Source organism: Planococcus halocryophilus, from assembly GCF_001687585.2.
Classification (GTDB): domain Bacteria; phylum Bacillota; class Bacilli; order Bacillales_A; family Planococcaceae; genus Planococcus; species Planococcus halocryophilus.
Map to the genome: position 1 here is coordinate 3,216,322 of NZ_CP016537.2, position 20,776 is coordinate 3,237,097.

Consider the following 20,776-nt stretch of genomic DNA (forward strand, 5'->3'; position numbering starts at 1 on the left):
CCATTTGAATTTTCGATTTATTTAACGTATAAAAAGACCTGCTAATTTGTTGTTGTTGGGAAATTATGTTTCTTTGATATTTTTTTAAGTATAACATACTTTTCAGGGTCATTTTTTTACCGATAGGCTTCACATGGGTGATTCACCCACTTGTCAGTCCAATAAAAAAGGCTTCCGACCTTCCCGAAAGTCCTTTTTATTGAACTCAATTATTCACCTAATCTTATCGACTTTCTATACCCTTTCAAACAGGTTTTCTCAGAAGGTTTGCCCTTCTCAAACGAAATCATCGGGCGGTGCCATTTCGGATAAATAGGCACCGAATGCGCGGCGGATTTGATCTAGCCTTGATCGTCTTGTGTTAGTTTTATTTCAAACGAGGCGTTGTGATTGATTGCCACTTCTTGGTCTTGAACCCAAGACTCTGTTGTCCATCCGGCTGCTTGTTGCGTGTCAGCAGTCGCCTTTTTATTGCACCCCATTTTACCGTTTAGTAATCCTTCACCGCACTCGAGTGACTGGTCGATTAATGTTAGAATACCTATTCGTTAAATCCCTCTAACGTCAGTGTTTCTTTCATCTTTTTTATGATTTTATTTCCTATATCTGTATTTACGAGTCGAATGATGAGAAATTACGAATTTTGTGGAGGTTTTATTGCCATAGACTCTGTATGTGGTGTGAAATCCTTTTAAAATCAATACTTTCTACTTATTTCACTCGGGTTTTTTCCATTTAATTGGATATACTGTCGAGTTTACTAGAAATACTGTCCGATTCACAGCAAATACTGTCCGAATGGGAGTGAATACTGTCCAAATCACACCATTTACTAGCGACTGAAATTTTTGCGTGGTCAATTTAAAGTTGTGAATTAGTCTCCCCTATTAAAATTAATGATTTTGGAAAAGATCACTAAAGATTGTCTAAAGAAAACCGAATTAAAACCAGCCACAAAAAGCTCTTTAAAAAAGATTTTGTGGCTGGTTTTATTTAACTACTTTTATTCATTTGTTTTCGGAAAAAGCGCTTTGTCGTTTTTGATAAAAGTCCATGCACTCGCAATCAACAAAAAGACAATCCCGGCCACTAAAACTGCTTGAATTGTTGTTGCCATCGATGCGTCTAATACACCGCTTGCATACGCGCTATAGATGCCAAAGAAAGCCCAGGCGATTGGAAGTGGAAATGCGGCGTTTTTGTATAGAGCCAAGTAGAAAAACACAAATCCAATAGCAACAAACAAAATGATGATTGTCCAAATCGAATCAGAAAGTCCAAATCCGTTCCACTGTTGCTGCACTAAAAATAGAGATGTGTTCACGATTGTCGCGATAAAGACCCAAGAGCTGTAAAGTGTAAAACTAATTCCTGCCAGCGTACTCGGAAATTGAGAGCGATTGTTCGTGATTCTTTTTACGATCAAGATCAATGAGAACAGTAGCCCCAAAATCAACAGCGTTGAAATCCCGAGTAATTCGTAGGAGAAAACGATAATCCATGCCATATTGAATAAGGCACTTGCGATAAATAAAGGCGACACCAATCGAATGAGTTTGCCTACGTGTTGATCTTTTCGTTTAATAAAGAAATAAACTAATGTCACTAGTAGTAAGGTATAAATCCCGCCCCAAATTGAAAATGTGAATGGTGCTGGTGATATGAGCGTCATGTACTTGTCTGACAGATCTTTTTGACTCATGCCATTAAAAAATCCAGACGACCCAAGATAGTTTACACCTAAAGTTAGGAAATAAAAAACTAAATTCAAAATGGAGAACAGCTTTGTTTTCTTGAGTGTTTTTTCATCCATGCGGATTGCGCCTCCTGATTTGTAGTTTTTATTTAACGAACAAGTCTTAAAAAAAGACTGCCAGCTTTTAAATGACTGGCAGTCTTTTTGGGTACTCACTATAGTATAAGAATTCCCTAGTATCTTCTTAACTAAACCATACTTCTTTTATTTCCCTGACTTTATCAATTAGTCATCAATGCCCATCGATTGTTTATACCCTGCCAAATACGTTTTTTCAGACGTGCTGCCCATGTCAAATGAGTTCATAGCGCGGTGCCAGTTTGGATAGATTGCCACTGGTCGGGCAACAGATTCGATGCGGTCATGTTCTTCTTGTGTTAGCTGAATTTCAAAAGAAGCGATGTTTTCTTTTAACTGCTCTTCGTTACGTGCCGCGATGACAATCGGACCGACGTTCGGCCGGTCTCGGACCCATGCATAAGCAATTTGCGGCACTGAAGCATTGTGATTGACTGCGACTTCTTCTAACGCATCGATTACTTGGTAGAGCCGCTCCTGATTTTGCACCCATGGCTCTGGCCATCCAGCACCTTGTCGTGTATTCGATGGTGCTTGTTTGTTGCGGCCGATTTTGCCGTTTAGTAGCCCTTCACCAAGCGGACTCCAGATCATCGAGCCAATGCCTAGCTCACTGCCAGCAGGAAGCAATTCATATTCCGCTTCCCGTGCTTCTGGTGTGTAGTAAATCTGCTGTGTAATAGGCGGGATAAAGCCCGATTGCTCTGCGACCGTAAACGTTCGGGCCAGCGCCCAACCGCTATAGTTTGATACGCCCCAATGGCGGATTTTTCCGGATTTGACGAGACTTGTCATGGTTTCGACCGTTTCTTCGACCGGCGTCTGCCCGTCCCACAAATGGACAAAATAGAGGTCGAGATAGTCTGTGCCTAAACGCTCAAGTGATTGGTCAATAGACGTTAAAATATTGCTTCTCGAAGCTCCTCTTGCGTTAGGGTTTTCGCCCAAAGGAAAGCCTGTTTTCGATGTCAGCAATAATTCGTCACGGCGCCCTTTAATGGCTGCCCCTAATACGCGCTCTGCATCCCCTTTTGAATACAAGTTGGCCGTATCAAACATATTGATGCCGGCCTCAAGTGACATGTCTACCATGCGCCGTGCTGTTTTTTCATCGATGTTGCCTGCAGCGTCAAAGCCATTTGTCCCGCTAAAAGGAACTGTTCCAAGTATGTATTTCGGAACCCTCAAGCCTGAATTTCCTAAATAGATAGAGTCCATGATTGCCTCCTTATGAATATGTATTTTCTACTCCTAGCTTACCCCGCTAGTCTCTCGGCAAAACAGTTTGTCGTAACGATCAGATTATGACTTTGATTGGTACAAAAGGATTCTTCGACAATCTATAAATTTCCAGTAGTTTACTTTAATGCAACAAAGGGAAGCACTACATTAATACTGTTTTACATTAAAGGAGGAGAATTTGGTGGGACATTATATTGAAGTGGAAGATGGCGTAAACGTTTATGTAGAGGACATTGGATCGGGGCAACCGGTCGTATTTATTCATGGCTGGCCTTTAAACAGCAAGGCATTTGAATCGCAAGTGAGCGTACTCGCAGAGCAAAATTTCCGATTTATCGGCATCGACCTTAGAGGCTTCGGGAAATCAGACAAGCCGTGGTCGAGCTATGATTACGACATGGCAGCAAACGACGTCAAAGCCGTCGTCGATTATTTGAAACTTGATCAATTTGTGCTTGCTGGATTTTCAATGGGCGGGCCGATTGCCATTCGTTACTTAACAAATTTCAACCAGCAAGGCGTCGATAAATTACTGCTGTTATCCGCTGCGGCTCCGTTGTTCACTCAGCGCGAGGATTTCCAACACAACTTGAAACCGGAAGAAGTAGATGGCATTATCGACCAACTTAAAGAAGATCGTCCGGCCTTTCTTGGGCAATTCGCGGATATGTTCTTTGAACAGAAAAAATCACCTGAATTTCTCCATTGGTTCCAAACGCTTGGACTTCAAGCCGGAGCTCACTCGACCATTAAAGCCGCTATTGCCTTACGAGATGAAGACTTGCGTGACGAGTTAGCGGGCATTACTGTTCCAACTGCTATTTTCCACGGAAAAAAAGATCAAATTTGTGCTTATGAATTGGGCGAAGAAATGGACAAGCAAATCCCCAACTCAGTGCTCGTTCCTTTCGAAGACAGCGGCCACGGCATCAACGCAGATGAACCAGAACGCTTCAACAATGAGTTGTTAAACTTCTTAAAAAGTTCCGATGTGAAATAAGAACCTACACAGCACCGAACTTGTTAGGCACCTGGACGACAAATCGAGGTGCCGTTTTTCATTGTTTATGGCTTTCGCAAACAGATTGGACTTCTGGCTTTAAGCACCCTAAGTTCCGGGCACAATTACTAAAACACGCATACGATTACAAAGGAAGATCAATAAAGAGGAGGAAATTTTTCTATGGCAAACGATAAATTTTTCACGTTCCACAATGGCGTTAAGATTCCCAATATCGGCTTCGGTACGTGGCAAATTCCAAACGAAGAAGCTTACGACGCAGTGACAATTGCGTTAAAAACTGGCTATACGCATCTTGATACGGCATTAGCATATAAGAATGAAGAAAATGTCGGCAAGGCGATTAAAGATTTTGATATTTCCCGGGAAAACGTTTTTATTACTAGTAAACTACCAGCCCAAACAAAAGGATATGAAGCCACTCTAGAGGCTTTTGAAGAAACCATTTCAAATCTCGGCGTTGATTTCTTGGATCTTTATTTGATTCATGCACCGTGGCCTTGGGATGAAATTGGCAAGGATTGCACAGAAGGCAATATTGAATCATGGAAAGCGATGGAGAAGCTTTATAAAGAAGGCAAAATTCGCGCCATTGGTGTTTCCAATTTTGCGGAAAGCGATATTCAAGCACTTATCAATGCTTGCGAAATTGTGCCAATGGCGAATCAAATTCCATTTTATGTCGGTCGCGATCAAAAGAGCTTGCTGCAGTTTTGTGCAAAGCATAATATTGTGGTCGAAGCGTATTCTCCGCTCGCAACTGGTCAAATTTTGGACAGTGCTGAACTCAAGGAAATAGCCGCTAAATATGACGTAACACCTGCTCAATTATGCATTCGTTATTGTCTGGAACATAACACTTTACCACTCCCGAAATCGACAAACGAAGAACGCATCTTAGAAAATAGCCAATTGGATTTCACTATTTCTCCAGAAGATGTTCAAACATTAGATGCGTTTGAAGATGTTCGCTCTAAATAGTGAAAAAAACCGCCCCCGGGCGGTTTTTTTTTGAGTGAATTTCATTTCTTTTTGTAGCTGTTTTCCAGTTTATTGGATATACTGTCGAATTTAATAGAAATACTGTCCGGTTCGGATCAAATACTGTCCAAATGAGACTAAATACTGTCCAAATCCCCCATTTACTAGCGAAATAAAATTTCTAGCTAATTTTCCAACTAAAATGTGATCTAAACTTCAACTCTCTCCGTTATGTCCATAACAGATTAAAAAAATGAGGAGTGTTTTTATATGAAATGGAAAAAAATCTTACTGCCGGTACTTGGAGCGGCAATTTTAGTTCCGGGCATGGCTACTAACGTATTGGCAGATGAACATTCACCAACTGAAACGACAGGCGTGGAACTTCGTGCGACATTGGATTCATTATTATCCGAACATTACGCACTGGCAGTTGATTCAATGATGAAAATTTATGATGAAGATGAAGCGGCTGAAGCGGCCATTGCAGCACTGGATGCCAACGCAGCGGACATGGAGCCGGTTATTGCTTCAGTTTATGGTGAAGAAGGCGGCGCAGCGTTTGTGGAAATTTTTGATAAGCACAATACCGGAACCGATGATTATGCCGAAGCGGTAAAAAATGGCGATGACGCAATGAAAGAAGAAGCGTTAGACGAAATTCAATCTTTTGTTGACGACATGGGCGCATTTCTTGGTACAGCGACTGAAGGCAATCTTCCTGAAGACGGTGCCACTGCAGCACTTCGCGAACATGAAGATTTTGTTCAAAACACATTTGATCTTTATGTAGAAGGAGATTATGTTGCAGCTTATACTTCTTACTTAGATGGCTTCACGCAAATCTTTGGAGCAGGCGGAGCAATTAGCGGAGCCATTGCGACTCAGTTCCCCGATCAGTTTTCAGATCCAAACACGCCAGCTGGTGACTTCCGTTCAACAGTGAACCGGATTGCGGCTGAGCATTTCGCTTTAGCGCAACTCAGCATGACAAAAGGCTATACTGGTTCTGACGATTTTGATTTTGCTGATTGGGCGCAAGATCAAAATACAGAAGAATTCCGTGCAGCACTTGCCACTGTTTACGGTGAAGAAGCAAGCAACGAATTTGTTCAACTTTGGAACAACCAACATATTTCTGTTCAAGGTGACTTAGTTATCGCTGTAGCAGCAGACGATCAAGCAGCTGCTGACGAAGCAACAAACACATTAACAAGTACGTTTGCAACAGACTTAGGAACATTTTTAAACACTGCAACAGAAGATCGCATGCCTTTGGACGACACCATTGCAGGTGTGACAGCGCATGAAACGTCAGTTATCGATACGTTCCAACAATATGTATCTGGTGATTACACAACTTCTTATGAAACGTACCGTTCAGGCTATGCGATTATGTTCGATATCGGTAAAGGATTGAGCGGCGCAGTTGTTGATCAATTCCCTGAGAAATTCGAAAACACTTCACCTGAAAAAATGCCTGCTACGGGACTTGGCGGCACTGCCAACCAATCAAACACAATGGTTCTTTGGATTACATTGAGCATGATGATTTTATTGGCAGCTGGAACAATCACTTACCGTCAAACGAAAAACCAACAGTAAAACTTATCAGAGAGAGCTCAAGCTCTCTCTGTTCCCGATTAGAAAGGAGGAATGACAAATGAAGCAGCTTGTTACCATTGGGACTGCCTTAGTTTTATGTCTCGCTTTGTTTATCATATTAAAGCCTTTGGCTGCTAGCCCTACTTTTGAAGAGCAAATTGAACAGGTCAAAAAAGTAGAAGAAAAAGCGAATGTTAAAAAAGAAGAAGTAACAGGCAACTACGTAGACAAGATTGCCGAATTTCCCATTCTTCCAGAACAACGTGAAAAACTACAAATGCTGCAACGCGAACGTCAAGAAAGCATCAAAGGCATGGAGCCTTTTCAAATTAAAATCCCTTCAATCGGTGTTGACGCAGCCATCGAATCGACTGGTATTTTAGAAAATGGCGAAATGGGTGTACCTGAAGATGTTGACCAAGTTGGCTGGTTCGAGCCTGGCTTTAAAGCTGGTGCAAAAGGTCATGCGGTTTTAGCAGGGCATGTCGACAGCTTGACAGGACCCGCCGTTTTTTATGAATTAGAAAATATAAAAATTGGTGAAACCGTCACTTTGACAGGTCCAGATGGACGTGAAATGGTCTATAAAGTGACCGATTTAACTAGCTACGAAACAGATGACGCACCGATTGAAAAAATATTCGGTAGCTCAAACAAGCGATTGATTAGCTTGATCACATGTACGGGAGATTACAACCGCGATATTGGTTCGCATGAAGAGCGTTTAGTTGTAACAGCTGAATTGATTTCTGATTCGAGCGTTACCGACAAACAGCCTGAACCACCAGCAAACGTTTTTGCTACGGCTTTCAATATTTCTTGGCATGCAGTGCGTGACGATGCGATTATCGGTTACCGCATTTACGAAGAAGACATCCAAACTGGCGAAATGACAAAAATCGAAACTGTTTCATTGTTTGACCGCAAGAAAGTAAATATCCAAACTGATGACACGAAGCGTTATTTTGTTACTTCTGTTGATGTGGACTTGAATGAGTCTAAAAAAGCTGAGGCAGAAACGAAATAAGTTTTATAATCGAAGAAATCGTTCCAGCCGGACGCTTTCCAGGGGCACGGCTTCAGCCGCTTCCCTCGCTACGCTCAGTCCAGGGTCTTCAGCTCGTGCTATTCCCCTTGGAGTCGCCGTTTTTCACTCTTTCTTCTAAATGATTTCTTAAAAATAGACAGGAATTAGTTGTACCTCTCTATTAATACTCTAAAATAAACCTGGGAAAGAAAAGTCCTCCACTTTTCTCTCTCGGGTTTTTCAATTCAAGCTGATTGAAATGCAGGTGGCGACTCCCGAGAAAAAGTGAAGTATTGAGGCGATAAACTCGAGTTTGTTCGGCGCAAACCTGAAGGAAAGCGTCCGCCAAAATGGAAATCAGTCTGACCTCTATGACCAACAAAAAAGCTGTCACCAAAAATCTTTGGGACAGCTTTCTCTTATTTATCATTAAACTGATTGATTTTCACTGCATGCTTTTTCATGACGCAGTAGCCATTCTTTTCGCGGCAAGGTGCCGGCGTAGCCAGTTAGTTTGCCGTTTGCGCCGATAATGCGGTGGCATGGCACGACAATGCTAAGTTTGTTTTTGCTATTAGCATTCCCTACTGCTCTGACAGCTTTTTCACTGCCGACAGCTTTAGCGATTGCGCCATAAGAAACGGTTTCCGCGTATGGAACATCCGTTAACGCAGTCCATACTTTTTGCTGAAAGTCCGTTCCTGCAGACTCACAAGCAAATGTGAAATCCATACGTTGTCCTTGGAAGTATTCTTCGAGTTGCTGTTGGCAGTCTTTCAACACTTGCGGGCTGTCTGGAGAGAATGGCTTCGTCACTCTACTTTTTTCACTAAACAAAATTGACCGGACGGCTTTGTCTGTTCCGGTAATTTCCACGATGCCGATAGGTGATTGAAATTCAATTTGATGCACTTGACTCATAATAATGACCTCCATAAATAGAATGTGGCATAGGCTTCCCACCCGCTCCAATTTGCCGATAGCTCGGTAATCTCTGCGAGTGTTGGTTTTCGCTCCATGTCTAGTTGAGCTTTTAGCGCATTATGCAGCCCAACATCTGCAAGCGGGAAAGCAGATGCGTCATGCAAGCATTTCATCATGACGTAATTGGCCGACCATGCGCCGACGCCACGAATTTCTAACAATTTACTTTCCATGTCTGGCTCTTGTAACAATCGCTTTTTGTCCAAGTCGCCTGTCGCCATAACAGCTGCAATGCCTAAAATGTATTCCGATTTTCGCCCCGTTAACTGCAACGCTCTCAAATCAGCAAATGGCAAAGCTACGATTGTTTCAGGGTCCGGGAAAGTCCAATACGTTTCGCCTTCGTAAACGACTGAGTCCCCGTAACTTTCGACAAATCTTTTCTTTAATGTGTAAGCAAATGTTAAGTTGATTTGCTGCCCCATGATAGCCCACACTAAAGCTTCAAACAAATCCGGGACACCAATTACCCTCAACCCAAAATATTGTTGGACCACTGGATTTAAGATGGGATCTGTTTCCGCCATTTCGTAAAACCCTTGCAAATCGGTGGTCAAATCAAACCAGTCTTCTATATACGCAACGACTTGCTTGGTTTCATTTGGAGTAGGTGCATTTAGCGGAAACTCGATGCGTAAAGCTCCGGGGACGGATGTTAGTTGAAACAGAACCAGTTCTCCATCTATCTTGAGCAACTTTATCACTTTGTCTTCTTTAATCCGGTATAAGTTTTCTTGCGAAGATCTGCCAAGATGAACGAGACATTCTTCATAATTAAAATCAGCAGGTGTTGAAATTTCTGTATATCTCGTACTTTGGATAGGCTTCATAGTAGAACCAACTCACTTTGCTTTCGATATTCTGATGGTGAATGGTTTGTTAGCTTCCGAAATACTTTATAGAAGTTTGACGGGCTTTGAAATCCTGCTTCTAACGCGACTTCAAGATTTGATAAGTCGGTGCTTGTTAATAAGTATAACGCTTTATCGATACGAATCTTCTCAAGACACACATGCGGTGTTTCTGCAGTTTCTTGCTTGAAAGTGCGTTCTAAGTAAGACGGACTCATGCCGACATGATGTGCGATTTGTTGAAGGTTAATCGGTTCTTTATAATTGGCAGTTAAATAAGTCATGACGTTACGAGTGAGTTCTTCGACAGGAGAATATTCGGTTTCTGGCTGACATCTTTTACATGCGCGAAATCCATTTGCTTCTGCATCTTCCATCGTCAGGCAAAATTCCACATTCATTTTTTTAGGCTTCCGAGAACGACAAGAAGGGCGGCAGTAAATTTTAGTTGTTTTCACGCATGTGTAAAAAAGACCGTCGTACTTACGATCGCAAGCCATTACTTTGTCCCACATTTCATCAAAAGATAACCTCATATTCTCACCCTCGTCCTCACTTTTTTAAAGTTTTTCTAATTCTAACGCTTTGTATTTATTTTATCTCTTTTAACTAAAAAGATGCATCCTCAATCTTGCCTTTATAGTCTACAATTACTTTAGCAAAAGAAATTAAGCTAAAAAATCACTCTAACATCGATTTCACGATTGCAGAGTGATTTTCTTAGTTATCTTTGGAACTGACCCATAAATTCAGCCAACGAATCCAAGGTTTTAATATTGTCGTTACAAACCGCGGCGTCTTGGCAAATGTAATTGCCACGTTTAATAAACTGGTCGTTTCCTGAGTTTTTCGTCTTGGCAACAAACAGTCCCACTTCACTATGACGATTGCAGACTCTACAAATTCCTTGTTTTTGGCTACGTGTGATACTGCCTTGAAGACCTATCAATTGATCATTTAACTCCACAACTAAATAGCGCAAATTGGAGCTTTCCGTCCATCCTAAATAAGAAGTTTTATGGAAATTAATGATTTCTACGTTCGGTCCTTTCAGCTTTTTCGCTTTAGGGAATATTTTTTTCAAGTCTTGATCGGTAATTGTTTTAAAAGGAATAAGATAAGGCTGAAGTTGTTCTAAAAAAGTTTCTGCCTCGCTCAATTCCTTTATCTGTACCAATGGATGAAGAATCTTCTTTTGTTCTTCAGTGAGAACGGGAAATAGATTCTGAACTTTCTCATACGCAAGATGTCTCAGGACATTTAGTACTTCAACGTCGTTCGTGCTAGTTTGTGCCGTCCACAGAATCTTTGTTTGGTCTTTAATATAGTTATATTGGTCATTTCGAATAAACGCTTTCGAATGACTGGCATGCTGGTTTTCTGTCGTTTCTTTTGCATGAATCATTAGCATCCACTCCTTACGTTTTGATACTTGCCTTTTACGGAAGAAAGAGGTTTTCTATATAACAATTCCCTTTAATCTCAATAGTTCCTTATGATTTCATCATACTTTATCCGTTGTGTCTTTTCCATCCATCAGATTTCAATTGCCGCTATCTGTATAAAAAATGCCCAATAAAAAAAAGCCGCATATCGCAGCTCTTGTGGTCTTCTATATTATTGAGTCGTGTACCCACCATCCACCATTATTGTGGTGCCCGTAACAAATTCGTTTTCAACTAAAAAGACGATGGCATGCGCAATTTCTTCTGGCTGGCCCAGTCTACCGACAGGATGTTTGTCTACTAAGGCATCGTAAAAGTCGCCCAACGCTTCTTTGCTGACCATACCGGTTTCCACATATCCTGGTGCTACTGCATTCACGCGAATTTTGTGTTCAGCATACTGTAAAGCCAGTGACTTGGTCATCAAGTTTACAGCACCTTTTGAAGCATTATAGGCAAAAGCTCCGCCCTCTCCAACAGATCCCAAAATTGATGATGTGTTGATGATGACACCGCCGTCACCATGTTCTAGCATATTTATAATGGCATGCTTGGCACCAAAAAAGACACCGTCTTGATTTACAGCAATCACTTTATGATAATCTTCGTACGTCAATTCATGCGTGACGCCCAGCACGCCAATTCCCGCATTGTTAACAATAATATCAACTCTTCCAAAACGTTTAACAGTTGCTGCTACCATTTGTTCAACTGATTCTTCCTTCGAAACATCAACGTTAACAAAAGTTACATCAGCGCCGCTTTCCTTTAATTGTTGTTCTGCTTGCTGACCGCCTTCTTCGTTATAATCGCCAATCACCACTTTAGCGCCTTTTTCCAAAAATGCTTTCGCTGTTGCAAACCCGATTCCGGATGCCCCACCTGTCACAATCGCTACTTTACCTGCTAGTTCCACTCGTTCCGCCTCCTTGTATTGGAAAGATCTCCCCTTCTATTAAACGCCAGTAGTTAGAAGATTACAATTTTTTAAATTAGAAGATTTACCTTTAGCAATTTAACAATCATGAATTATATCCAGCGCATAGTTTCTTACGATAACGATTTAAGCAAAATTATAGAAAGTAATGATTTTAATTTAACGGAAACGAATATCCACACACTCGAAAACTCCTTATACCATAAGTATTTAGCCTTTACTTTAGCACACCAACGCGTTAATCCGATAAACTTTTCATTGATTTTTATCGGAAATATTCATTATAGTAGTAACTTAATTAACCCAACTAAGATAGGAGCTGCAGAGATGAAAGAATTTATTGGTAAACTATTAAATGGGGTCAGCATCGGCATTGTTGTGGCATTGATTCCGAACGCATTGCTAGGAGAGATTTTGAAATTATTAATCCCTTACTTCCCTTCTCTACAGCATTTGTTTGATATTACGGTCTTTACAATGAGCCTATTGCCCGTGATGATTGGCGTCATGGTCGGTGTTTCGTTTAAGTTATCTTCTATCCAAACCGCTAGTGTCGGGATTGCCGCAATGGTCGGGAGTGGTGTTGTTCAAAAAACAGCTGAAGGCGTTATGACGTTGAATGGCATCGGCATTGTTCTTAACATCACTATTACAGCAGCTTTAACTGTATTGTTTGTTCAGCTTCTCGGTAATAAATTAAAAGCATATGAAATTTTGTTAATGCCTACGTTAAGTATCTTAATTCCCGGAATGGTCGGCTACTTATTGCTGCCATTTATGAGACAGTCAACTGGTTTAATCGGTTCTATCGTCTCACATATCACGGCGTTGCAACCTATTTTGATGGGTTCGCTCATCGCCATGATTTTCTGCATTATTATTTTACTGCCAATATCAACGGTGGGTGTAGCCACAGTGATTATGCTATCAGGCATCGGCGCTGGTGCGGCGAATCTTGGAATTGTTGCGGCCGGGATCGGTCTTGCGATTTCCAGTTACAAAGCGAACACATTAGGAACTGCCCTTGCTCATGTACTCGGGTCTCCAAAAATCCAAATGAAAAATTTCTTGATGAAACCACAAATTGCGACACCTATGCTGATCACGGCTGGCGTTCTTGGTGCTTTAGCAGGTATGTTGAATATCCAAGGCACGCCTTATAGTGCCGGATTTGGCTTATCTGGTTTGGTCGGCCCGCTAAATTATATGAACCTTGCAGAAGGCGGATGGAACGGTCGCAATATTGCCGTTATGTTGAGTACCTTCCTTGTCATTCCAGTTCTTTTAAATATGGGCTTGCTCTACATTTTCACACGCAAATTGAAAATTATTAAAGCCATCGATTACAAACTAGATTTTGAATAAAACAAAAAAAGCCTAACCGAATTTTTTCCGGTTAGGCTTTTCGATTTTATAATGCTTATTCTTTTAACTCCACAGCGAGCCATCCCCGCACACCATTAATAAACCAAATAGCATCATATTCTTTTAGTTCTTCTTTTAAAATGATTTTTTCTTCTATTTGCTGTTGATTTAATAGGTGCTGCCTAAAAGTGCCTGCTAACAAACCACAGTCAACGGGCGGCGTGAAAAATCGTCCGTCTTTTTCGACTACCACATTGCCGATTGTGAATTCTGTGATTTGTTGCTTTTCATTCCATAATAGGACTGAAAACTGCTCTTTTGAAAGTTCAGCACTAGCCTGTTCATATACTTCGCGATGGGTAGTTTTATGAAACAAGAACGGATTTTTGCTGTCTACAGGAGAAGTAGCTAAGACACATTTTACCGGTTCCTCTATCGGAGCTGTTTTTTGCGCCTCCACTTCCAGTTGCCCTTTACGATCTAATAAGAGACGCACTTTGTAAGTTCCTTGCGGATATTGTTGTGCCAGTTTGGTCAATTCGGCTTTAACTTCTTCAGTATTTCCCGGGAAATGAAAATAATCCGAAGAATCTTCAAGACGTGCCACATGGTAATTCAACAATGGATAGTTACCGTCTGCTAGTTTTAGCGATTCGAGTAATTTAAACACAGGACGTTTCGCGGTAAGCACTTCTGCTTTTGTCTGCAACTCACGGTATTCTCCTTCAGCCGTTGAATCCCACGTGATGCCGCCACCTACTCCGTAATGTGCTACGCCTTTTTCTTGGTCAATCACAACGGTCCTGATGGGTACGTTAAAGACTGCTTCTTTATCAGGCGTGATAAACCCGATAGCGCCGCAATAAACTTCTCGTGGTGTTTGTTCTAATGCGGCTATGTATTTCATCGTACTAATTTTGGGTGCCCCGGTAATCGAGCCACATGGAAACAAAGCATGAAACCAGTCCCAAACTGTAGTATAATCCTTTAAATCAGCGGTGACCGTTGAAGTTAATTGATGAACTGTCGGATAAGTCTCGACTGTAAAGAGAGGATCTGCTTTAACGCTTCCTTTTTTAGCTAAGCGGCTCATGTCGTTTCGTAACAAATCGACAATCATTAAGTTTTCTGCTCTTTCTTTTTCAGAGGATAACAAGGTTTTTATGTGTGCTTGGTCTTCTTGTGTCGTACGTCCTCTTGGCGCTGTGCCTTTCATCGGCTTAGCAATTAACTTGCCCGCTTGAACTTTAAAAAACAGCTCTGGCGATGCTGACAATAGACGAAATCGCCCTAAGTTCAAGTAAGCTCCGTAATCTGCTTGTTGGTTTCTTGCTAATTGGTGATAAAAGGCTAAGTCGTCACCCATAAATTTTGCAGACAAGCGTTCTGTGTAATTCACTTGATACGTATGACCTTCTTCAATGGCTGTTTTGATTTGTTGGATGCCGTTTTTGTATTGTTCTACCGAGCTCGCCATTTCCCAATCTGACACATGATAGGTTTGGTGTTTTCGAGACACTAAAGGCATTTTTTGTGGCTCTTTGAAAATCCCAAACCAAAGGAGCGGCATTTCACCTGCCGATTGAACATGCATTTCCGGTCGGAAAGCCGGGGCTGCTTCGTACGAAACATAGCCTGCTGCGTAAAAACCATCATTTACTGCTTGTTCGACTTTTTCTAAAATATCAGCTACGTTTACTAGGTCATGTGTTTGAAAAATGTTAACCGGATCGCTAAAATACAGTGGTTCAATTTCTCCAGCACCATTCCTAAACTCATACATTAGGTGAGGGTTCGACACGTTCAGCACCTCCCTTGTTTGTTTCTTTCCACTCTTTAGCTTGTTCATAACTATTTTTAAGCATTTGAAAGCCTTCGACTGTTAATATGGATTCCGGGTGAAATTGAATGCCTTCAACTGGCAAATTGCGATGACGAACGGCCATAATCGCATCGTCTTCAGAACGAGCCGTCACCAATAAGCATTCGGGTAGCGTGTTTTCAGCCACTAACGAATGATATCGTGTAACAAGCGTTGGATTGGCGATTTCTTTAAAAAGGCCTTTTCCATCATGGGTCAGCGTAGAAACTTTGCCGTGCATTGGCTGGTTGCCTTTTGTCACTGTGCCCCCAAAATGTTCCACAATGGTCTGATGTCCGAGACAAACGCCTAGTATCGGAATACATCCACTTAAGTTTGTTAATACGCGCTTGCTTGCCCCACTTGCTGCAGGGCGACCCGGTCCCGGTGACAGGACGATTAGATCCGGATTTAACGCTTCTAATTGTTTTTCTATCAATTCATCGTTTTGAAATATACGGACGGCTGGATCTAGTTGCTCAAAATAATGAACCAGATTATAAGTAAATGAATCTTGGTTATCGATAATGACAATCATGGTGCACACCTCTTACCTTCGCTTTTATAAAATCAATCAGGTGTTTTTATTATACGCTGTAGACCGCCTCAGATGGAAATTTATCCATTAAAAAAGCCGTTTGTGCATCGCCACAACCGGCTTTACTGCTACTTGTTATTTATGATATTTCTTACACTCATTAAACCCTACATTTCATCATAAACGCTTTTGTCGCTACAGAAGGTCTTGCTTTGCGGTTCTCCATCAACTTTTCAACACTTGTTACCATTTTGTGGCCAATTCCTTCTCCTCTAAACGATGGAATGACGGTAACGTGCTGCACGGTAAAAAATTCATCGTCTTCTATATGAACGCCAATGATGCCCACATAATAATCGTTTGCTTTCCAAAAGAAAAGCTGCCAATCTGGGCGTTCATTGTATAATTCCATCGTTTTTCTCAATTGCTTCACGTTCCGCTCTTCGGGCATGAATGCCAGCAAGCCCATCGCCACTTTTTCATGCGATCGTTTGTATCTAGTTAGCATTAAACTCTCCCCCTTTCAGTCATTACTTTACTAATGTATTTTGCTCTATCACATTAAATGCAGCAGATAGTCTGGTAGCGAAATCTTCAGGTGTTTCTTCTGAAGATAAATAAATGCACACAATATCCGGGTTTATATCCACACGTTGTTGGTAGTTTATAGGCCACGAAATTGGATGCTTTTGAAGTGCGTTTGTAAAAAGAGCTAATTCTTCTGGGAGTAATAATATTTCTGCCTGATTGAGCGCAGTGCCATCTTCTTTAAGATTTTTAAACAAAATATCATGATCAAGCACACAATTGAAATTTTTGTTTTGAGAAGAAATAGTGATGGCTCTTGTTCTTTTGACTAAACATTCGCCACCTTGTACTTCCACTTCTGCATTCAGCAACACGCCAACTTGTTCGGCCAATCGCTCGAATCTTTCCACCTAGTTCACCCTCCTGTTTTCCATATAATTTTATATGGTGTATTAAAAGAACCTTGGACACAAAAACACCGAAAAGAATCCTTAGACTCTTTTCGGCGTTTCTTACAGCCAAAATCATAAACGGATTGTATTTTTTTGCGCTTTTAATTCCTGATCGAAAAGATGATGTAAACGAAAACGCCGATTTCTCATTTAACTATCTTTTCAAAATTACTATAAATGTATAGCTTTTACAGACGATAAAGATTTCCACCGGTTTCTGCAGCTGGAAATAGTAAGAATCTGCTTTCTCGTTCTTTTCTATCTTATACCCCGTTTTTAAAAATCAAACACTTTTCTTCCAAAATAAAAAACCGCCTTTCGGCGATTTTTCATCTTCTATTGAATGAGTTCTGCTAATTTCTCACAACGCACAACATCTTTTGGTTGAGGCATCAATTCTACTTTTAAACTCGCTATTAGCTTTGTTTTAACATATAACATGTCCTTAAAACGATCGACGGCTCCGCAAAATTCTGCAAAAAAACTATCTCCCGTTCCGAAAACTGCTGTTTTCAGCTCTTTGTTGTCGAGCTTTTCAATCGCTTGATACAACTCGTGCATTTCTGCTGGAATTTCTCCGCTCCCCCATGTATATGTGCCAATTAATACATGATTAAAGCATGACAGATTACCGAGTGGAAACTCTTCTATTCGGTAAAGTTCAACTTGTATTCCCCGGTTTAGCATGGCCGTTTGCAACATTTCTGCCAATTGTTTCGTGTTGCCAGTAACTGAGGCATACACGATTGCTGTTCTTGACTTATAGCTCGTCAAAGCCATTTGTTTGTGACACTTTCGTATACGCTCTTGATTTTTGTTCAAAGAAATCAGATTTGGTGTCGTTCATCATATCGTCGCCAAACACTTGTATCCATGGCATTGGGTTGCTGCGCTCTTCGTATAAATTGTCTAGACCAAGTTGACGCAATCGTTTATTGGCTAAGTACTCTACATACTCTGCAAACTCGACCAAATCCAATCCTTCTATATCAGCTAAGATGTAATGCGCCCATTCTTTTTCTAGCTGTACCGCTTTATCAATCGTTGTATAAATGTATTGAATGTTTTCGTCCGTATTCAATTCCGGATTTTCCGTCAACATAATGCGGATAAACTGCGCGATAAAATACGCATGCTGCATTTCGTCGCGTTGAATGTAGCTGATCATCGTGCTGGTTTTCAACATTTTTTGCTGACGTGCCAAATGGTAGAAAAACGCAAAGCCTGCATAAAAATAAATGCCTTCTAAGTTAATGGAATTGACGCTCAGCTTGAACAAGTTTTGCGGCGTTGGATTTTGGCGAAATTCTTCATATGCATCCAAAATTAACTCATTTCGTTTTTGAACAACCGGATCGCTTTTTGCTTGATCAAAACATGCGTTTTGTTCGCTCACGGAAACGAGTGAACTTAAAATATACGAATACGACTCGGTATGAACGGCTTCTTGTTGAGAAATTACCGCAAATATTGCTTTAAAGCTCGAATCGGTTACGTAATCCATTGCTTGACTCATCGTCGGCGTTTGCAAGCTATCGAGTGAAGCGAGTTGTGTATTGATACGTAAAAAGACGTCTTTTTCCACACTGCTCAAGCTATCCCATTGCTTAATATCGTCTTGCATATTGATTTCTTGCGCTTTCCAGAAGTTAGCTAATAGCGCTTGATACAAATCGTACATTTGCGGATACGCAATATCGTTCCAATTCAATAAGCCCGAAGACTGGCCGTTTAACACGCCAGTCGATTTATTCGGATGTTCTGGATTTAATAATTTAATCTTTTTTAACGGTTCATGTATCGTCATGATCATTCTCCTTTAGCTTTGGCACGCTTCGCATTCTTCAATTTCCGCTTGCGACGTACTACGAACATAATAAGTCGTTTTCAAGTTTTGCTTCCACGCTTCTAAATGCAACTCTAATAACTCTTTTGCTTTAATCGTGTGCGGGACATAAAAGTTAAAACTGATGGATTGATCAATATGGCGTTGACGTGCTGCATTTTGACGAATACTCCATTTTTGGTCTAGCACGTGCCGCGAACGACGGTAGAAATCATACGTATTGTGATTCAAGTCAGGTGCAGTCACTTTAAATTTGAAGTTCTTTTTCTCTTCAGCGTATTCAACGGCGTATAGCGGATCGATGCCATCTGTTGAACCACCGATTTTCGCAGTTGATGAGTTCGGCGCAACGGCCATCATCCAGCCGTTTCGAACACCGGTTGTGGCCACTTGTTGTTGCAAGTCGTTCCAACGCTCACTCGTGTAGTTGCGACGTTCAAAATACTCGCCTGTGTGCCATTCAGAACCTGAAAACTGACTGAACGCGCCTTTTTCTTCCGCTAATTGCATGGAAGCACGTATTATTTGATAAGCAATTTCTTCGTAAAGCTTATCGGCAAACTCAACCGCTTTTTCGCTTTCCCAATGGATGCCTTCAAGCGCTAGTAGGTGATGCCATCCGAACGTTCCTAAACCAATTGCGCGATATTTTTTATTTGTTACTTCAGCTTGCCCTACCGAAATCGTGTTTAGGTCAATAACATTATCTAGCATGCGCGTTTGAATTGGCACTAAACGCTCCAATACATCCGCTTTGACTGCTCTTGGCAAGTTGATCGATGACAAGTTACAAACCACAAAGTCACCCGGCTTGCGAATCATAACAAGATTACCGTCTTCATCGGTATATTCGTTAACTATTGTTGTAACTGACATATTTTGCATAATTTCCGTACACAAATTACTGCAGTAAATCGATGTTAGCCCTCGACCTCTCGTATGCTTGTTCGGGTTCTGACGATTGACTTCGTCGCGATAAAACATATACGGCGTGCCGGTTTCTAATTGCGACACCATGATGCGTGCCATGATTTCCATTGCGCGATACGTTTTGCGTGGCAATAATGGATGATCGACGGCTTCTTGGTATTTATCGCTAAAGTATTTAGTGTCTCTTTCATCGTAAAAGTCTTCTAGCCCTAACGCGTTGCCATTTGCGTCTTTCCAACCCATAACTTGCTTAACTTGATGCGGGCAGAACGTGTGCCACTCACCAATGCTGCGACCGTTTTCGTCTTTTTCTTGCAGACGCTTCATAAACAAATCTGGAATCGATACGCCTGTGAAAATATCATGCGCTTTGCGGCGCTCATCGCCATTGTTTGTTTTCAAGTCCAAAAATCCATTCATGATGTCTTTATGGAAAACGTCTAAGTAAATCGCGACAGCGCCTTGACGCTGACCTAGCTGATCGACACTAACCGCCGTATCGTTAAGCAAGCGAATCCATGGTACAACTCCAGAAGAATTGCCTTTGAATTTTTTTATGTCTGAGCCTAACGCACGTACTTTGCCGTAATAAATGCCAATGCCACCGCCATCTTTACTAAGGCGGGCGATGTCCCAGTTGTTTAAGTAAATACCGTCTAAAGAATCGTCTACCGTATCGATAAAGCACGATGACAATTGGCCAAAACTTTTACCAGCATTTGATAAAGTTGGTGTGGCCACGGTCATATATAAATGACTCATTGCCCAATACGCTTCTTTTACTAGCTCGAGACGACGTTCTTTTGGTTCGTTTTGCATCAATGTCATCGCTATGACCAAAAAACGCTCTTGCGGCAGTTCAAACAAACGTCCTTCGTAATTTTTTGCTAAATAACGATCTGCTAACAAAAACAAGCCGATGTAATTAAACAATAAATCCCGCTCTGGTTCGACTTCTAGTCCAAGTTCTGTGATTTCTTCTTGTGAATAAGAAAACAATAATTCTTTCGAATAAATTCCAACGTGCGTCAACTCTTGAATGAGTTTGTAGAAATCGCCGTATTTTTCAGAAGCTGAATACCCCCGGTGTTCGGCAGCTTTCTTGTATAAATCACTTGCATACAATTCTGCCGCTACATAGGTCCAATCAGGTTGATCCATGGTGATGTGGTTTAACGCGTACAATAAAGATTGTTCACCTTTTGCTTGTTCAGCAAGTTCGCCTGCACGCTCAAGTAGCTCACTTGTATCTAAGCCATATACAGCCGTTGCCCGTTCAAGCGCTTTTTCTACCGATGACATTTCCGCCGTCTCAATTTTCATATTCAT

General features: G+C 41.3%; 20 protein-coding genes. 5 read left to right on the top strand and 15 right to left on the bottom strand.

What is annotated here, in order from left to right:
- Window positions 1–341 precede the first annotated feature (341 nt).
- From BBI08_RS17060 to BBI08_RS15885, 3 genes are all read right to left on the bottom strand, one after another.
- Entirely contained in the window at window positions 342–482 is a 141-nt protein-coding gene (locus BBI08_RS17060; protein ID WP_008496181.1) for a hypothetical protein, read from the bottom strand.
- 521 nt (window positions 483–1,003) lie between these two features.
- The gene (locus tag BBI08_RS15880; protein ID WP_008496183.1) at window positions 1,004–1,813 is read right to left on the bottom strand and encodes a hypothetical protein; all 810 of its coding nucleotides are present in this window, start codon (window positions 1,811–1,813) and stop codon (window positions 1,004–1,006) included.
- Window positions 1,814–1,981: 168 nt separating this feature from the next.
- Window positions 1,982–3,052, bottom strand: a complete 1,071-nt coding sequence (locus BBI08_RS15885; protein WP_008496184.1) for an aldo/keto reductase — start codon at window positions 3,050–3,052, stop codon at window positions 1,982–1,984.
- Window positions 3,053–3,257: 205 nt separating this feature from the next.
- On the opposite strand from BBI08_RS15885, the gene BBI08_RS15890 reads away from it, so the two are divergent.
- The 4 genes from BBI08_RS15890 to BBI08_RS15905 all read left to right on the top strand — a co-directional run bounded on the left by BBI08_RS15890 (window position 3,258) and on the right by BBI08_RS15905 (window position 7,710).
- A complete protein-coding gene (locus BBI08_RS15890) occupies window positions 3,258–4,076 on the top strand; it encodes an alpha/beta fold hydrolase (protein WP_065528333.1) in 819 nt (272 codons plus the stop codon).
- A 183-nt stretch (window positions 4,077–4,259) separates the two neighbouring features.
- A complete protein-coding gene (locus BBI08_RS15895; protein ID WP_008496185.1) occupies window positions 4,260–5,078 on the top strand; it encodes an aldo/keto reductase in 819 nt (272 codons plus the stop codon).
- A gap of 270 nt (window positions 5,079–5,348) precedes the next feature.
- Window positions 5,349–6,683, top strand: a complete 1,335-nt coding sequence (locus tag BBI08_RS15900; RefSeq protein WP_008496186.1) for a hypothetical protein — start codon at window positions 5,349–5,351, stop codon at window positions 6,681–6,683.
- A 58-nt stretch (window positions 6,684–6,741) separates the two neighbouring features.
- Window positions 6,742–7,710, top strand: coding sequence for a class F sortase (locus BBI08_RS15905; protein ID WP_008496187.1), 969 nt, complete (start codon window positions 6,742–6,744; stop codon window positions 7,708–7,710).
- A gap of 429 nt (window positions 7,711–8,139) precedes the next feature.
- Here the strand turns inward: BBI08_RS15905 and BBI08_RS15910 are convergent, their stop codons facing one another.
- From BBI08_RS15910 to BBI08_RS15930, 5 genes are all read right to left on the bottom strand, one after another.
- Complete coding sequence (locus tag BBI08_RS15910; protein WP_008496188.1) at window positions 8,140–8,631, bottom strand: methylated-DNA--[protein]-cysteine S-methyltransferase; 492 nt, start codon at window positions 8,629–8,631, stop codon at window positions 8,140–8,142.
- Window positions 8,628–9,524: a DNA-3-methyladenine glycosylase family protein gene (locus BBI08_RS15915; protein ID WP_008496189.1), complete on the bottom strand. Its 897-nt coding sequence runs from the start codon at window positions 9,522–9,524 to the stop codon at window positions 8,628–8,630. Before BBI08_RS15915 ends, BBI08_RS15910 begins: the two co-directional genes overlap by 4 nt.
- Entirely contained in the window at window positions 9,521–10,081 is a 561-nt protein-coding gene (locus BBI08_RS15920; protein ID WP_008496190.1) for a bifunctional transcriptional activator/DNA repair enzyme AdaA, read from the bottom strand. Before BBI08_RS15920 ends, BBI08_RS15915 begins: the two co-directional genes overlap by 4 nt.
- Window positions 10,082–10,269: 188 nt before the next feature.
- Complete coding sequence (locus BBI08_RS15925) at window positions 10,270–10,950, bottom strand: FusB/FusC family EF-G-binding protein (protein ID WP_008496191.1); 681 nt, start codon at window positions 10,948–10,950, stop codon at window positions 10,270–10,272.
- Between the two features lie 212 nt (window positions 10,951–11,162).
- The gene (locus BBI08_RS15930; RefSeq protein WP_008496192.1) at window positions 11,163–11,906 is read right to left on the bottom strand and encodes an SDR family NAD(P)-dependent oxidoreductase; all 744 of its coding nucleotides are present in this window, start codon (window positions 11,904–11,906) and stop codon (window positions 11,163–11,165) included.
- Window positions 11,907–12,254: 348 nt separating this feature from the next.
- On the opposite strand from BBI08_RS15930, the gene BBI08_RS15935 reads away from it, so the two are divergent.
- A complete protein-coding gene (locus BBI08_RS15935) occupies window positions 12,255–13,292 on the top strand; it encodes a PTS sugar transporter subunit IIC (protein WP_008496194.1) in 1,038 nt (345 codons plus the stop codon).
- Window positions 13,293–13,347: 55 nt separating this feature from the next.
- Here the strand turns inward: BBI08_RS15935 and pabB are convergent, their stop codons facing one another.
- From pabB to BBI08_RS15970, 7 genes are all read right to left on the bottom strand, one after another.
- A complete protein-coding gene (gene pabB, locus BBI08_RS15940) occupies window positions 13,348–15,093 on the bottom strand; it encodes an aminodeoxychorismate synthase component I (protein WP_008496195.1) in 1,746 nt (581 codons plus the stop codon).
- A complete protein-coding gene (locus tag BBI08_RS15945) occupies window positions 15,068–15,691 on the bottom strand; it encodes an anthranilate synthase component II (RefSeq protein WP_008496196.1) in 624 nt (207 codons plus the stop codon). The genes pabB and BBI08_RS15945 overlap by 26 nt, the downstream gene beginning before the upstream one ends.
- Before the next feature lie 160 nt (window positions 15,692–15,851).
- The gene (locus BBI08_RS15950; RefSeq protein WP_008496197.1) at window positions 15,852–16,199 is read right to left on the bottom strand and encodes a GNAT family N-acetyltransferase; all 348 of its coding nucleotides are present in this window, start codon (window positions 16,197–16,199) and stop codon (window positions 15,852–15,854) included.
- A gap of 22 nt (window positions 16,200–16,221) precedes the next feature.
- Window positions 16,222–16,629 carry a DUF1259 domain-containing protein gene (locus tag BBI08_RS15955; RefSeq protein ID WP_008496198.1) on the bottom strand — a complete coding sequence of 136 codons (408 nt, stop codon included), beginning with the start codon at window positions 16,627–16,629 and terminating at the stop codon, window positions 16,222–16,224.
- Between the two features lie 378 nt (window positions 16,630–17,007).
- Entirely contained in the window at window positions 17,008–17,451 is a 444-nt protein-coding gene (locus BBI08_RS15960) for a flavodoxin domain-containing protein (RefSeq protein ID WP_008496199.1), read from the bottom strand.
- The gene (locus BBI08_RS15965; protein WP_065528334.1) at window positions 17,432–18,478 is read right to left on the bottom strand and encodes a ribonucleotide-diphosphate reductase subunit beta; all 1,047 of its coding nucleotides are present in this window, start codon (window positions 18,476–18,478) and stop codon (window positions 17,432–17,434) included. Before BBI08_RS15965 ends, BBI08_RS15960 begins: the two co-directional genes overlap by 20 nt.
- Before the next feature lie 12 nt (window positions 18,479–18,490).
- Window positions 18,491–20,776 (bottom strand): ribonucleoside-diphosphate reductase subunit alpha, encoded by a 2,286-nt coding sequence (locus tag BBI08_RS15970; RefSeq protein WP_008496201.1) that lies wholly within the window; start codon window positions 20,774–20,776, stop codon window positions 18,491–18,493.

Coding starts and splice junctions, on each gene's coding strand:
- BBI08_RS17060 (WP_008496181.1), bottom strand. CDS start 482: ATGGGGTGCAATAAAAAGGCGACTGCTGACACGCAACAAGCAGCCGGA.
- BBI08_RS15880 (WP_008496183.1), bottom strand. CDS start 1,813: ATGGATGAAAAAACACTCAAGAAAACAAAGCTGTTCTCCATTTTGAAT.
- BBI08_RS15885 (WP_008496184.1), bottom strand. CDS start 3,052: ATGGACTCTATCTATTTAGGAAATTCAGGCTTGAGGGTTCCGAAATAC.
- BBI08_RS15895 (WP_008496185.1), top strand. CDS start 4,260: ATGGCAAACGATAAATTTTTCACGTTCCACAATGGCGTTAAGATTCCC.
- BBI08_RS15900 (WP_008496186.1), top strand. CDS start 5,349: ATGAAATGGAAAAAAATCTTACTGCCGGTACTTGGAGCGGCAATTTTA.
- BBI08_RS15905 (WP_008496187.1), top strand. CDS start 6,742: ATGAAGCAGCTTGTTACCATTGGGACTGCCTTAGTTTTATGTCTCGCT.
- BBI08_RS15910 (WP_008496188.1), bottom strand. CDS start 8,631: ATGAGTCAAGTGCATCAAATTGAATTTCAATCACCTATCGGCATCGTG.
- BBI08_RS15915 (WP_008496189.1), bottom strand. CDS start 9,524: ATGAAGCCTATCCAAAGTACGAGATATACAGAAATTTCAACACCTGCT.
- BBI08_RS15920 (WP_008496190.1), bottom strand. CDS start 10,081: ATGAGGTTATCTTTTGATGAAATGTGGGACAAAGTAATGGCTTGCGAT.
- BBI08_RS15925 (WP_008496191.1), bottom strand. CDS start 10,950: ATGATTCATGCAAAAGAAACGACAGAAAACCAGCATGCCAGTCATTCG.
- BBI08_RS15935 (WP_008496194.1), top strand. CDS start 12,255: ATGAAAGAATTTATTGGTAAACTATTAAATGGGGTCAGCATCGGCATT.
- BBI08_RS15945 (WP_008496196.1), bottom strand. CDS start 15,691: ATGATTGTCATTATCGATAACCAAGATTCATTTACTTATAATCTGGTT.
- BBI08_RS15950 (WP_008496197.1), bottom strand. CDS start 16,199: ATGCTAACTAGATACAAACGATCGCATGAAAAAGTGGCGATGGGCTTG.
- BBI08_RS15960 (WP_008496199.1), bottom strand. CDS start 17,451: ATGGCTTTGACGAGCTATAAGTCAAGAACAGCAATCGTGTATGCCTCA.
- BBI08_RS15965 (WP_065528334.1), bottom strand. CDS start 18,478: ATGACGATACATGAACCGTTAAAAAAGATTAAATTATTAAATCCAGAA.
- BBI08_RS15970 (WP_008496201.1), bottom strand. CDS start 20,776: ATGAATATGAAAATTGAGACGGCGGAAATGTCATCGGTAGAAAAAGCG.